This window comes from Chitinophaga sp. (genome assembly GCF_039596155.1).
Taxonomy (GTDB): domain Bacteria; phylum Bacteroidota; class Bacteroidia; order Chitinophagales; family Chitinophagaceae; genus Chitinophaga.
The window spans coordinates 231,942-245,445 of sequence record NZ_JBCNKF010000001.1 but is presented as its reverse complement, the minus strand read 5'-3'; the positions used below and the strand labels follow the sequence as shown (position 1 = coordinate 245,445).

Annotated in this window: 9 protein-coding genes; 3 read left to right on the top strand and 6 right to left on the bottom strand. The window is 46.4% G+C overall.

What is annotated here, in order from left to right; all coding sequences use genetic code 11:
* Window positions 1-245 precede the first annotated feature (245 nt).
* The 4 genes from ABDW33_RS00895 to ABDW33_RS00880 form a co-directional block, all read right to left on the bottom strand.
* On the bottom strand, window positions 246-1,643 hold the full coding sequence (locus ABDW33_RS00895; protein WP_343688180.1) for a dihydrolipoamide acetyltransferase family protein: 1,398 nt from the start codon (window positions 1,641-1,643) through the stop codon (window positions 246-248).
* Window positions 1,644-1,815: 172 nt separating this feature from the next.
* Complete coding sequence (locus tag ABDW33_RS00890) at window positions 1,816-3,066, bottom strand: CinA family nicotinamide mononucleotide deamidase-related protein (protein WP_343688179.1); 1,251 nt, start codon at window positions 3,064-3,066, stop codon at window positions 1,816-1,818.
* 21 nt (window positions 3,067-3,087) lie between these two features.
* The gene (locus ABDW33_RS00885) at window positions 3,088-3,498 is read right to left on the bottom strand and encodes a thioesterase family protein (RefSeq protein ID WP_183285876.1); all 411 of its coding nucleotides are present in this window, start codon (window positions 3,496-3,498) and stop codon (window positions 3,088-3,090) included.
* Window positions 3,499-3,622: 124 nt separating this feature from the next.
* Entirely contained in the window at window positions 3,623-4,033 is a 411-nt protein-coding gene (locus tag ABDW33_RS00880; RefSeq protein WP_343688178.1) for a DoxX family protein, read from the bottom strand.
* 263 nt (window positions 4,034-4,296) lie between these two features.
* Between ABDW33_RS00880 and ABDW33_RS00875 the strand changes: the two genes are divergently transcribed.
* The 3 genes from ABDW33_RS00875 (at window position 4,297) to ABDW33_RS00865 (ending at window position 10,139) form a co-directional block, all read left to right on the top strand.
* Window positions 4,297-7,368: a tetratricopeptide repeat protein gene (locus ABDW33_RS00875; protein ID WP_343688177.1), complete on the top strand. Its 3,072-nt coding sequence runs from the start codon at window positions 4,297-4,299 to the stop codon at window positions 7,366-7,368.
* Window positions 7,369-7,388: 20 nt separating this feature from the next.
* Entirely contained in the window at window positions 7,389-9,023 is a 1,635-nt protein-coding gene (locus tag ABDW33_RS00870; protein ID WP_343688176.1) for a hypothetical protein, read from the top strand.
* A gap of 111 nt (window positions 9,024-9,134) precedes the next feature.
* Window positions 9,135-10,139 (top strand): hypothetical protein, encoded by a 1,005-nt coding sequence (locus ABDW33_RS00865; protein ID WP_343688175.1) that lies wholly within the window; start codon window positions 9,135-9,137, stop codon window positions 10,137-10,139.
* 4 nt (window positions 10,140-10,143) lie between these two features.
* Here ABDW33_RS00865 and ABDW33_RS00860 read toward each other — a convergent pair whose 3' ends face one another.
* Window positions 10,144-11,037 (bottom strand): SDR family oxidoreductase, encoded by an 894-nt coding sequence (locus ABDW33_RS00860; RefSeq protein ID WP_343688174.1) that lies wholly within the window; start codon window positions 11,035-11,037, stop codon window positions 10,144-10,146.
* 89 nt (window positions 11,038-11,126) lie between these two features.
* Window positions 11,127-13,211 (bottom strand): prolyl oligopeptidase family serine peptidase, encoded by a 2,085-nt coding sequence (locus ABDW33_RS00855; RefSeq protein ID WP_343688173.1) that lies wholly within the window; start codon window positions 13,209-13,211, stop codon window positions 11,127-11,129.
* Window positions 13,212-13,504 lie beyond the last annotated feature (293 nt).

Genomic DNA, 13,504 nt, shown 5'->3' with positions numbered 1-13,504 from the left:
TTCCTGGTAATTATAAATTAGTTAGGCATCAAAACTATTATTAATTAGACCTCCTAACTGCCCCCTGATTCTCCCCGGGAATATTCGGGAAGCGGGTATTTACCAATGGAAGTGACCATGATACAAAAAAAGCGCTTCCACACCAGGTGAAAGCGCTATTTGTTAACAAGGTTCGCCAACGACGGGCAATTGAAGCCGTGGCCAACCAATTAATATCGGCTGTATTACAGCGATCTGATTATCTGCTAATACTCTCTGTGAATATCAAAGTTCTCCAACTCATGTACCACGGCACTCAGGAAAGTTGATCCCAATGCGCCATCAATAATCCTGTGGTCGTAAGACATAGACAGGTACATCATATGCCTGATCGCAATAGTATCTCCATGCTCTGTCTCGATCACTACCGGACGCTTCTTTATAGTACCTACCGCCAGGATGGCTACCTGCGGCTGGTTGATAATAGGTGTACCCGCCAGGCTACCAAAAGTGCCCACGTTCGTGAGTGTAATGGTTCCATTCTGGGTATCATCCGGCTTCAGTTTATTGTTACGTGCAGCGGTCGCCAGCTGGTTGACCTGCTTGGTTAAACCCACCAGATTCAGCATGTCCGCATTGCGGATCACCGGTACGATCAGGTTGCCGGTAGGCAGCGCGGTCGCCATACCCACATTGATATCTTTCTTCATGATGATCTTATCACCTTCCAGAGAGCTATTCAATAATGGATACTTCTTGATACATTTTACCAATGCTTCAATGAAAAGCGGGGTGAAAGTGATCTTCTCTCCTTCTCTCTTCTCAAACACTTTCTTCTCCTGGTCTCTCCATCTTACTATATTCGTTACATCTGCCTCTGCAAAGCTGGTCACGTGCGGGCTGGTTTGCACGCTTCTCACCATGTGGTCAGCGATCAGCTTACGCATCCGATCCATTTCAATAATCTCAGCAGCACCTGTGTAGGATACACTGTGACCATTCGAACTGGTCTGTGTTTGTGGCTGTACCGTTACCTGCACCTGTGGCTGTGGTTGTGGTTGTACCTGTGGTTGTGGCTTTGGTTGCTCTGCAGCTACAGGTACTTCTGCTGCTTTTGCCGGCATTGGTGTAGCGGTATGTACAAAACCCTTCGCCTTGGATTCAACGTAGTTGAGTATATCTTTCTTAGTCACACGCCCCTCGTTGCCCGTACCCGGAATTTTCTCCAGTTCGGCAAAACCAATACCCTCCTGTTGTGCGATGGTCAGCACCAGCGGAGAATAAAAACGAGGCCCGGCAGCTGTTGTAAACTGCGGCTCATGTACTTCCTCCTGTGGCTTTACCACCTCCACTTCTGCCTGTGATTGCTGTTGCTGTACAGGTGCTTCAGGAGCGGTCACAGGGGCAGCTGCTGCTGCTTCCACATTCGTATTGATACGTGCTATTACTGCACCTACCGGAACTACATCATTTTCTGCGTAGAGTATCTCGGTAATTTCGCCATCGGCGATAGAAGGTACTTCGCTATCCACCTTATCTGTGGCAATTTCCAGGATAGTTTCATCAGATTTCACCTGATCTCCTGGTTTTTTATGCCAGCGTAATATGGTGGCTTCCATAATACTTTCTCCCATCTTGGGCATTACCAGTTCTACAATGGCCATAAGATTGCGTTTAACTATTTGATAGAAAACAAAAGTATGAATTAAATACTAATAATCAGGAACAGGGAAGCTGCTTACACTCATTCTGATGAACATCATTTTTTGAAATGATCTTCCGCAGGTCATTCATTTTGCAGGATCGTGTTTTTTACATCTAAACCGCCATATGCAGTTACCGGATGATCTTCCGTAACTCATTCATCGCATATGCCGCTGTCATCTGTATATTCAGATACCTGTCATATCTTAACTGGAATTTTGCGGCTACCGTCTCCGTAGCACTCCCTACACCTACCCACACTGTTCCTACAGGCTTCTCCGGTGTGCCACCATCCGGTCCCATTATCCCGGATACCGCTATCACATAATCCGTCTGTAGATGAGCCAGCGCACCACGGACCATTTCCTTTACTACCGCTTCACTTACTGCGCCATGTGCCGCCAGTGTAGCTGGTTGCACACCCAGTATACGGGTCTTGATCTCATTCGCATAGCTGATCACACTACCTCTATACCATGCCGAACTACCCGGTACCAATGTGATACTATGGGCAATGAACCCACCGGTACAACTTTCAGCGGTACCGACCGTTTTGCCTTTTGCTGCCAGCAACTGACCAATCACCTCCGCCATTGGCAGGTCGTGTTCCGCCACCACAATGTCTGCCAGGATCTCCTTCAGCTGGTGGAACTGCATGGACAGTGAAGCAGCTGTTGATAACTTATCTTTTCCGTGTGCAGTCAGTCGTAATTTGATGGTACCTAATGAAGGCAGGTATGCCAGTTTGATATTTGCCGGCAACTGTGCCTCGAAATCAATTAAACGCTCTGCTACAAAGGATTCACCCATACCTGCTATGATCAGTGTCTGATGTACGACCACCGGCGTCTGGAAATACTCCTTCAAACGTGGCAACACATGATCTTCCATCAACCCTTTCATCTCATAAGGAACCCCCGGCATGGACACAAACACTTTTCCGTCCTTTTCAAACCACATTCCAGGTGCGGTTCCTCTCTTATTGTGCAGCACTTTACAAACATCGGGCACCAGTGCCTGATCCATATTACGCTGCAATGGCGGCAGGCCACGGCTTTCAAAAAACTCCATCACCTGCTTAAAGGTGGCTTCATCCCTTACCAGCGTGCCTCCAAAATATTGCGCCAGCGTGGGTTTGGTAATATCGTCTGCTGTAGGACCCAGGCCTCCTGTGATCAATATAATGGGCGACACGGCACTTTCATCGTCCAATGCCTTAACGATGGCTTCCTTTACATCGCCTATCGCCACGCGGCGGTGCACCCATATACCCATTGCATTGAGTTGCTGTGCCATCCATGCAGAATTCGTATCTATCGTCTGCCCAATCAGTAATTCATCGCCAATGGTGATGATACTGGCTACTACCTTTTGCCCTTCCATGATATTTATTGTTATTTCAGGCTATTCAAAAAAAGGCGCTAAGGCCTCCCGCATTACCGGAGGCAGGCCATATTTCAGTTTGGTATCTGCATGTAAAAATACGAGGGTCGTTACACCTACGTTCAGTAACTCCCCTTTTTCATTGTACAATTCTGAGTGGAAGCGGATCTTATGATCAACCGGCATCTCTTTCAGTATAGTCTTTACGGTTATCAGGTCATCATAGTAGGCTGGGCGGATGTACTTTACATTCAGTTCTGCCACCGGCATGATCACACCCTCTTTTTCCAGTTGTGCGTAGGTAAAACCCAGTTTCCGGATGGCTTCCGCACGACCTACTTCATAATATAAAGCATAATTCCCGTAATAAAGGTACCCCATCTGGTCTGTCTCTCCATATCGTACCCTGATCTGTGTTGTTTCTATGAACATATCTTTGCTTTAACTTTCTCATTTACAATGCCCGGCTGCAAGGTAAGCCTTTTTTGCAGGCAGTAAACCTCCTATTTAACGATGGCTGACAGCTATTTAAATGGCTGAAAATGAACAACTTTTATTATTTCCCAATGGCATTGTCCAGACTCACTTTTCCCGGTCCGGCAAGCAGGATCACCAGGAAAGGAATCATATACAATATAGCCGGTTCCTGCTCCTTCAATGACTGATGACCATGAATCATAAACAGTGCCACCCCCATCATAACTATCACAGGTACAGTGGCTAAGCGGGTTACCAGGCCCAGTATGATCAACCCTGCACAAAACACCTCAGCAAATACTGCCAGGCCCAGGGAGATAGGATGACCTATGTGCAATGGATCAGGAAATGAGTCTTTCATGGATGAAAAACCTTTTAATTTTCCCAGACCATGGTTCATTAATAACAGGCCGCCAAAGGTGATACGCAGTAGTAAAAGCGAGAAATTGATTGCACCATTGGATGCTTTAGAAGAAAACAGTTTGCTCATATGTCAAAAATGGTTTGATCTTTGCACAAATATAAATCTTTGATTTTTTGATAGTGTATGATTTTGGCGGGGAGGAGAATCCGAGAGCACCCGATCCATGTTGTAATCTGCGAGGATTGCGCAGTTTATTAATTAAAAGCAATAACTATATTTGTCCCTGTTTTAGTTTCCCTGAAAGCATTATTTATTGATCCTGAACAGAAAATAATAACTGTAAAGGATTCGTTTAAAACGCATATTAAAGTTTATAACAGGTTAAAAGCATGCAATTCATAAAAAAGTTTCTTGTTCCCGGACATTTGTTTCTCTATCTGGCCACTTGCTGTATCCTGGCTACTTCGGTTGCCAATGCCCAGCAAACCCGCATCTACACAGAGCCGGATAAAGTCTTCAAAGACGCCCAGCAACTTTTCCAACAGGAAAAATACGCGGTGTCTATGCAATTGTTCAAGCAAACACTTGATAACATCAATTATTTCCAGGAGACCAACCGTAGCCTGGTAAAAACAGACGCTCAATACTATTATACCGTTTGCGCCCTTAAACTGGGCAACGCCAACGCAGAAAAAGTAGCGCTGGAATACCTCGCTACCTACAATAACAACGCCAGGGAAGAACTGGTGAGCTATCAGCTGGCTAAATACTACTTTCACCAGAACAAACTGAAGGAAGCCATTCCCCTGTACGAAAAAGCAAGCATCGAGAACCTGTCCAACAACGAAATTGCTGAAGCGAAGTTTGAACTGGCCTATTGCTACTTCAACGTAAAAGATTTCAAAAAGGCACAACCCCTGTTTCAATCGATCAAGGAACTGCCTGGCAAATACTACATTCCCGCCAATTACTACTACGGATTCATTGCTTATTACAACCACCAGTACGCTGAAGCGCTCACCAGCTTCCAGCGTGTAGTAAAAGAACCTAAATACAGTACTGTCGTACCTTATTATATTGCCGAAATATATTACTTCCAGCGTAAACCTGACCAGGTGATCGCCTATGTTGAACCACTCATTCAGCAGGGCGGCCAATACTACGAAGCAGAACTGAAACAATTACTGGGTCAGACCTACTTCGAAAAGGGTAACTATGCAAAGGCACTGCCTTACCTGCAGGAATACCAGGACAACGCCGAAGAAGTACGCAAAGAAGATATTTATCAGCTTTCTTACAGTTACTACCAAACTGGTAACTATGCAAAAGCGATCAATGGTTTCAAACAACTGAGCAGCGAGAAAGACTCCCTGGGACAGAACTCTATGTACCTGCTGGGTGATTGCTACCTGAAAACCGGTCAGAAAGCCAATGCACGTAATGCCTTTGCCTTCTGCGCACGCAACAGTGCCAACCCTGGTCAGCAGGAGATCTCCCGCTTCAACTATGGTAAGCTCTCCTATGAACTCGGTTATGGTGACGTAGCGATCTCTGAGCTCACCAGCTTCCTGAGCACTTACCCTAATTCTGCTTACAGGAACGAAGCAAGAGAAGTACTGGTAAGCGCCTTCCTCAACACAAACAACTACAAGGATGCGATGGCGGTAGTAGATCAGATCCCTGATAAGAACCCTACCGTGCTGAAAGCGTACCAGAAGATCGCTTACGGCCGCGCTGTAGAACTGATCAATGACCAGCAACTGCAGGATGCAGACAAACTGCTGGACATTGCCATCAAGAATCCTTACGATAATAACACCGTTCAACTGGCGCACTTCTGGAAAGCAGAAATAGCCATGCGTCAAAGCAATATCGATGGCGCTATTAATCACCTGAACACTTACCTGACCAGCAGTGCTCCTTCTTCCGGTGAAGCCAATCCTCAGACTGCGAGCTACAACATGGGTTATGCCCTCCTCAAAAGAGAAGATTATACCAATGCCCTCAAGCACTTTGAAGCGGCACAACGCACCAGTGGTCCGAACGCTGCCCGTATCACCAACGATGCAGCCCTCCGTGCAGCTGACTGTTACTACATGCTGAAAGATTATACAAGAGCACTGGCATTGTATGACCGCATCATTTCGGGCAACCAGCCAGGTTCTGACTATGCTACTTACCAGAAGAGTATCATCCTTGGTATCCAGGGTAAAGCCAATGAGAAAGTGGCCCTGCTGAAACAACTGGGTGATAAATTCCCTTCTTCTGGTTTTGGTAACGATGCTGATCTTGAAATCGCCAATACTTACCTGGCGGATGAAAAATATAATGAAGCCATTCCTTACCTGGAGAATGTGCTGAACAAACAACCGAATGGCCCGAATGCCCCCAGAGCGATGTTGAAACTGGGTCTCTGCTACTTTAACCGGGATGATGAGAACAAGGCCCTCTCCTATTACCGCCAGGTGGTAGAGAAGTATCCGAATGCGCCTGAAGCGGGTGACGCACTGGCTGCTATCAAAGACATCTATGTAGGTCAGGGTAAAACCGATGCATACATTGCCTTACTGAAATCAACCGGTCGTACCATTTCTACCAATGCAGAAGACTCCCTGGCATATGCCGCTGCCGAAGCTAAGTTCAGCACCGGCGATTGCACCGGTGCCACTGCTGCTTTCAACAGCTACATTCAGCGTTATCCTGACGGTCAGTTCATTCTGCCTGCTCAGTTCTTCAAATCAGAATGTGCTTATAACAATAAGGACTACGCCGGTGCACTGCCTGGTTATGAGTTTGTATTGTCTAAAAATGCGAGCCTTTATGCAGAACGTGCTGCACTGCAGGCTGCCAACATCAACTACTACCAGTCAAAAAACTATGAGAAGGCACGTACTTACTACCTGCAGCTCCAGGACCTCTCTACTACCAAGGAAAATACCTTTACTGCTACAAGAGGGTTGATTCGCACCAACTACCAGCTAAAACACTGGGATGAAGTTGGTAACTATTCCGAAGTATTATTGTCCAGCTCCAATATCAGTACTGATGACCAGATCATCGGTCACTTTTACCTGGGTAGATCTCAGCAGGAACAGGGGCAGTACGACGAAGCTATAAAAGAACTGAAAATCGCTGCTGGTCTGACCAAATCAGAAACCGGTGCGGAAGCGAGGTATAATATTGCGGTTTGCCTGTTTGCAAGGAACGACCTGGCGGCTGCTGAAAAAGCAGGTTTTGATGTAATTAAAAATACACCGGGTTACGAGATGTGGGTAGCTAAATCCTACATTCTGCTGGGTGATATCTATGCCCGTCAGAAAGACTATTTCAATGCCAAGGCGACCTACCAGAGTATTGCTGAAAACAGCTCTATCGCTGAGCTGAAAGCAGAAGCAAAAGATAAGCTGGCAAAGACGGAGGCGGAAGAGAAAGCTGCATCAAAGATCAAATCCAATAAATAATTACGAACTACGACCATAGCATGAACGCATATATCAAACATATTCAACGGGTTTTAACAGTTACAGGAGCAGTAATGCTGGCACAGCAGGGTATTGCCCAGGACAAAAACCTGAAACAGGAAACGATTGATATCATCTCAAATTACCGCCCGAAACTGCGGGATGCGGCCAAACTGAACCTGACAGCTTCGCTGCCGGCTTCTGATACCACCCGTCCTAAATACCAGTACCAGGTACCTGCGCTGAACCTTTCATTCCTCTATCAACCAGTGCCCCTGAAACCACTGGCCCTGGGTAAGGATACCTTGCAAACCCTGCAGAACAACTTTATCAAAGCCGGTTATGGTAACCTGAGCACACCGCTCATCCAGGCAGGGTTTGGTAGTGGCAGGCAGGATAAGTACAACTTCGGGATCTATGGTAACTACACGTCTTCCAAAGGGAACATCAAGAACCAGGATTATAGTACACTCAATGTACTGGCATCCGGTACTTACCTCTCCCCGATCCTGGAGATCAATGGTAGTGTAGGATATGACCGTAACCAGCTGCACTATTACGGTTACGACCATAATCTGTATGACTATAGCAAAGGAGATGTAAAGCAGGCTTTCAACCAGTTCACCGCACAGGTGGGTGTAAAGAACAGGCCTCAGAATGACTGGGCCTTTATGTTCCAGCCTTCTGCGAAGTTTATTTACTATAGCGATGCTTACAACCGGAAGGAGCCGACCGTGATCCTGAAAGCACCTGTGAGCAAGCAGTTGTTTGAAGACATCTTCCTCCGTGTGGAAGGTAACTTCGACCTCTCTTCTTTCAAAGCAAAAGATAGCGCACAGTTTAATAACAATGTAGTAGCGATCCACCCGGCACTGGAGATCATCAAACCAAGGTTTGTATTGCATGCCGGCGTGAACCCCACCTGGACCAACAGTAAGTTCTACCTGTTGCCAGACATCGTGAACGAATCACACATTATTTACAAGAAAGTCATCCTGAGCAGTGGCTGGATCTCTTATATCAATAAGAACAGCTTCCGCGCCATGACCAACACGAATCCGTTCTTCACCAGCTATGGCAGTGGTATACTGAATACCCGTGTAGAAGAGAAGTACACTGGTATCAAAGGTACCCTGGGTAGCCATTTCAACTACAACACCAAGTTTGCAGCAGTGACCTGGTACAACATGCCACTGTTCGTAAATGATAGCCTGGATGGTAAGACCTTCTACACCCGGAATGAAGCGGAGCTGCGTGCTTTCAACCTGCATGGGGAAGTAGGTTACATACAGGAAGAAAAGTTCCAGTTGCGCTTTACGGTAGACTGGTTCAATTATACCAAACAGAAAACAGAAGTGAAACCATGGGGACTGGTGCCATTCCAAACCGAAGCCTTTGCCACTTACACACTGGCTAAAAAACTGCACCTGAATGCGAACGCATTCTTCCTGGGCAGCAGTTATTACCTGGCAAACGGCGATTTCCGGAAGACGAAGAGTGGCTGGGACCTGAATGCGGGCGCCAGCTATGATATCGGCAAGAACTTCAACCTGTGGGTGAACGCGAATAATATCTTCAATACCCGCTATCAGCGCTGGTATGGTTACAACACGTACGGTTTCAATGTAGTAGGTGGCGTAATGGTTAAATTTTAAAATCGTACCATTGCATTCTGTGAGGCTATCCTTCTCACATGGGAAGGATAGCAAACACAGGCATATTTATTGATAGAGAGTCATTTTACTAAGGTATATTTTATATAAACATTGGTACTACAGCAATACATACAGGACACTTTGTTCCGGAAGGAACCTTGTATTCTCCCCAAAATTGGCATCTTTACGGTGCAACATATTCCAGCGCGTTATAATGTGACTACCAAAACACTGGAGCCTCCGCAGGAGGTGATCCGGTTTGAGGATACGTGGGGGGATGAGGAGCAACTGGTGAAATGGATTTCCCAGCGGGAGCATCTGGTCGATAACATTGCCCGGATGAAGATGGAGAAATATGTGGAAGAAGTACATACACTGCTTAAGTCGGGTCAGACCTTTAGCATTCCCGGTGTAGGGCAACTGAAAGCCGATATTGCCGGGCAGGTCACGTTTATTGCAGAATACCTGCCAATTGAGCTGGAAACCTTGATGGTACAGCCTGTGATCAGGACAGACGTCAGTCACCGGGTGACCATTGGTGATAAAGAGTTTGTGAATAACCAGGTAGTCAACCATCTGTCTGCTTCTTCAGAAAATGCGAAGCCCAATGCAGAATATACAACCACTACAGACTATCCTCCTTATCCGGAGGAGCAGGGATCTTCCTTCCGCTGGTGGTGGGTAGCAGTACCTGTAGCCGCTGTAATGGCAGCCGGGTTGGTATGGTGGCTGATCTCCAACCAGCAGCGTAATAATCAGGAGCCTGTGATCAGTGCGGACAGAAGTGCACCTGCCGTAGCTGATACCATGAAAGTGCAGGATTCCACTACCCGTTCAGACACCAGCCTGCAACAGGCAGCGGCATCTGCCACTGTACCTGGCGATAAAACCTATTATGTAGTGGTTGGTGAATATCACAACCGCAAGGATGCGACTAAAAAGCTAAACTTTCATCATAAAAACGGGCGGGAGTACGTAACGCTGCGAGCAGATGCGACTGATACCAGCTTTTATCGATTGTTAGTTCCTGTCACGGCCCCATTGGCTGATACGACTAAGGCAAACGATTCGATTCAAAAGTTCTTTGGAGTGCCCAAACGTCACATTGTATTCTAAGGGCCTATATTTCTTTTGCCACTATCTGTAATCCTTCTGCAAAACTGTGCGGTTGATAGCCCAGTTCCTGTACTGCTTTGCTGATAACGAAACCTGTTCTGGCAGGGCGTTTTGCCGGCTGAGTAAAAGTTTTCGCATCTACTTTCTCTAATAACTGAGGGTTTAACTGGAAGTAGCCGGCTGTCTGAACGGCCATCTGATAAGGGGTTAATGTTTCACTACCTGAGATGTGGAAAATACCTGTTGCCTTTTTATCGGCTACCAGTTTACAACCTGCGGCGAGGTCCTGCACCAGTGTGGGAGTACGCCATTGATCATCTACGACTTTTAATTTCTTACCCTGTTCCAGGTTGGTTTTTACCCAGGTAATGATATTGCTGCGTTTGGGATCTGCGGCTATGCCGTATACCAATACAGTACGTACAATAGACCAGGATAAATGGCTATTCTGGACAAGCCTTTCTGCCGCTACTTTGGTAGCACCATAGTAGCTAAGTGGGTTGACAGCATCTTCTTCGGCATAAGGGCCCTGTAAGCCATCGAATACGAAGTCTGTAGAGAGGAAGATGAAAAAGCTCTTGCTTTTTTCTGCGGCCTGAAGGAGGTAACGGGTCGCATTGACATTACAGTCCCAACAGGCATCTTTGTTTCTTTCGCAGTCGTCTACCTGGGTCATGGCGGCCGCGTGGATAACGATATCTGGCTGATGCTTCTGTAGTAACTGATTTACGCTGGAGGAGTCTCTCAGGTTTGCCGCCTCGTAGAGGTAGCCATCCTGGTTGGGGAGGCGATTGGCTCCTCTGCCGGTAGCGATGACTTCGTAGCGGGAATCCTGTAAGAAGATGGGGATGAGGTGCTGGCCCAATAATCCGTTACTGCCTGTGATTAATACCTTCATAATTATGCCTTTTGCTAAAATTACGAAGAAAAGAGTTTGGTTTAAAAAAAACGCTGACGCCTGTGGCATCAGCGTTTTTTTATGGGTTTTTAGTTTTTAAAATGCATGCCCAGGTTATACATTACGAAGGCCCAGATGTCTGCTGATTCTTCTATCAGCTTGCCTGTTGGCTTACCGGCTCCGTGGCCGGCCTGGGTGTCGATACGTATAAGCGTTGGGTTAGGCCCGGCATTATCTGCCTGCAATGTAGCGGCAAATTTGAATGAGTGTGCGGGTACAACCCTGTCATCATGATCACCTGTAGTAACCATGGTTGCAGGATAAGAGGTACCTGGCTTCAGATTATGCAATGGTGAGTATTTGATCAGGTATCTGAACTGGTCTTCCTTGTCGCTGGTGCCATATTCCACGCCCCATGCCCACCCGATGGTAAAGTGCTGGTAGCGTAGCATATCCAATACGCCAACGGTAGGTATTGCTACCTTGAACAGGTCCGGGCGCTGGGTCATTACGGCGCCTATGAGCAGGCCACCATTGGAACGGCCGTGTATTGCCAATTTGGAAGTATTGGTATATTTCTCCTTAATGAGGTATTCTGCGGCGCCGATAAAGTCATCGAATACATTCTGTTTCTTTTCAAACATACCGGCTTTGTGCCATTCTTCGCCATACTCCGCACCGCCACGCAGGGTTACCTGGGCAAAGATGCCGCCCTGCTCCATGAAGAACAGGTTAGATACGCTGAATGAAGGGGTGAGCGGAATATTGAATCCACCATATCCATACAGGAATACCGGGTTGTTGCCATTCAGTTTGATACCTTTCTTATATGAAAGGAACATGGGGATGCGGGTACCATCTTTACTATTAAAGAAGACCTGTTTGGTTTCGTACTGGGTAGGATCGAATTTCAGTTCGGGTTTAAAGTAGAGGGAGGACTTACCGGAGTTGATGTCATATTTATATACCATTGCCGGCGTCACGTAGGAATTAAAGGTGTAATAGAATTCCTTGTCTTCTTTTTTACCCCCAAATCCTGCTGCGGTGCCGATACCTGGCAGTTTGATCTCCCTTTCCAGGTGACCGGTGTAGTCCAGCTGGTAAACGCGGTTAGCGGCATCCTGCAGGTAAACGGCAAACAGTTTGCCGCCACCATTATTCACATGAACGAGGGTCTCCTTGCGTTCAGGAATGATGAGTGTGCGGGGTCCCTGTGGATTTTTGGTATCGATCAGTTCAACCTTATAGTTCGGAGCGCCTTCGTTGGTGATCACGAGCAGCTTATCGCCGTCATTGTCTATTACGTTTGGCTCATAATCGAACCCTTTGATCAGTAATTTAAACTCCTTTTGGTCAGGATTTTTCATGTCCCAGAACCAGATCTCATTGCCGGAAGTCCCTTCTGATGCGTCCAGGAGCACGAAACGTTCATCCTCGGTCACACTTGCTGAAAAATTGCGAAGTGGGTGATCTGAATCAGCGTGAATCAGTACATCCTTATCCTGAGAAGTGCCTACCTTGTGGTAGTAAACTTTATGGAATTCGTTCTTTTTGGAGAGTTTGGTGGCTTCGGTAGGTGCATCATAGCGGCTATAGTAAAATCCGTCGCCTCTCCAGGAAAGACCTGTGAATTTGAGCCAGTTCAGGCTGTCGGGGAGCAAAGTTTTGGTAGCAACGTCCATCACGAAGGCCTGCTGCCAGTCAGAACCAGCCTTAGCAATCAGATAAGCAGCATATTTCCCGTCTTTTGAGAACTGCACGGAGCCTAAAGCGGTAGTACCATCGGCGGACAATTTGTTCGGGTCGATGAATACTTCGGGGGTGGCACCGGGGGAGGTGGACTGCCTGTACAGTACAGCCTGGTTCTGTAAGCCATCGTTTTTATAGAAGTATAAATAGTTACCTCTACGATCCGGTGCACTGGTTTTTGGATAATTCCATAACACTTCCAGACGATTTTTTATGGAGTCGCGGAAAGGTATCTTTGCAAGATAATTCTGGGTAACTGCATTTTGCTCCTTTACCCATGCTTTGGTTTCGGGACTATTATCGTCCTCCAGCCAGCGGTATGGGTCGGCAATGGTGGTGCCATGGTAATTATCAGTGATTTCGGTCTTCCGTGTTTGCGGATAAGTAATGCCGGGCTGTTTGGATTGCGCTTGCGCTGTAGACATAGTGGTAAGAAGCAATGAGGAATTAATAAAAGTAAAGATTAAAGCAGGTAGACGTCGCATTATTGCATTTAAATTATACATATGTATATTTTTTTAAAAAAATACTGTATTGGTTAACTGAAATTGAAAATTTTCTTTAATTCATCAGAATACTATTAGAAAGAATATCCAAAATGTTATTTTTGTGCGCCAATTAAATATTTTTCCGGCAATTTATGCATAAGGAATGTGATAATCAGGAAAAGAAGCGGACATGCGGAAAGAGATTGTTAGAATTTCGGGGTATACCACTA

Excerpts from the sequence above, each read along its gene's own strand:
- ABDW33_RS00860 (WP_343688174.1), bottom strand. The coding sequence starts at position 11,037 with ATGAAGGTATTAATCACAGGCAGTAACGGATTATTGGGCCAGCACCTC.
- ABDW33_RS00880 (WP_343688178.1), bottom strand. The coding sequence starts at position 4,033 with ATGAGCAAACTGTTTTCTTCTAAAGCATCCAATGGTGCAATCAATTTC.
- ABDW33_RS00895 (WP_343688180.1), bottom strand. The coding sequence starts at position 1,643 with ATGGCCATTGTAGAACTGGTAATGCCCAAGATGGGAGAAAGTATTATG.
- ABDW33_RS00890 (WP_343688179.1), bottom strand. The coding sequence starts at position 3,066 with ATGGAAGGGCAAAAGGTAGTAGCCAGTATCATCACCATTGGCGATGAA.
- ABDW33_RS00875 (WP_343688177.1), top strand. The coding sequence starts at position 4,297 with ATGCAATTCATAAAAAAGTTTCTTGTTCCCGGACATTTGTTTCTCTAT.
- ABDW33_RS00870 (WP_343688176.1), top strand. The coding sequence starts at position 7,389 with ATGAACGCATATATCAAACATATTCAACGGGTTTTAACAGTTACAGGA.
- ABDW33_RS00885 (WP_183285876.1), bottom strand. The coding sequence starts at position 3,498 with ATGTTCATAGAAACAACACAGATCAGGGTACGATATGGAGAGACAGAC.
- ABDW33_RS00855 (WP_343688173.1), bottom strand. The coding sequence starts at position 13,211 with ATGTCTACAGCGCAAGCGCAATCCAAACAGCCCGGCATTACTTATCCG.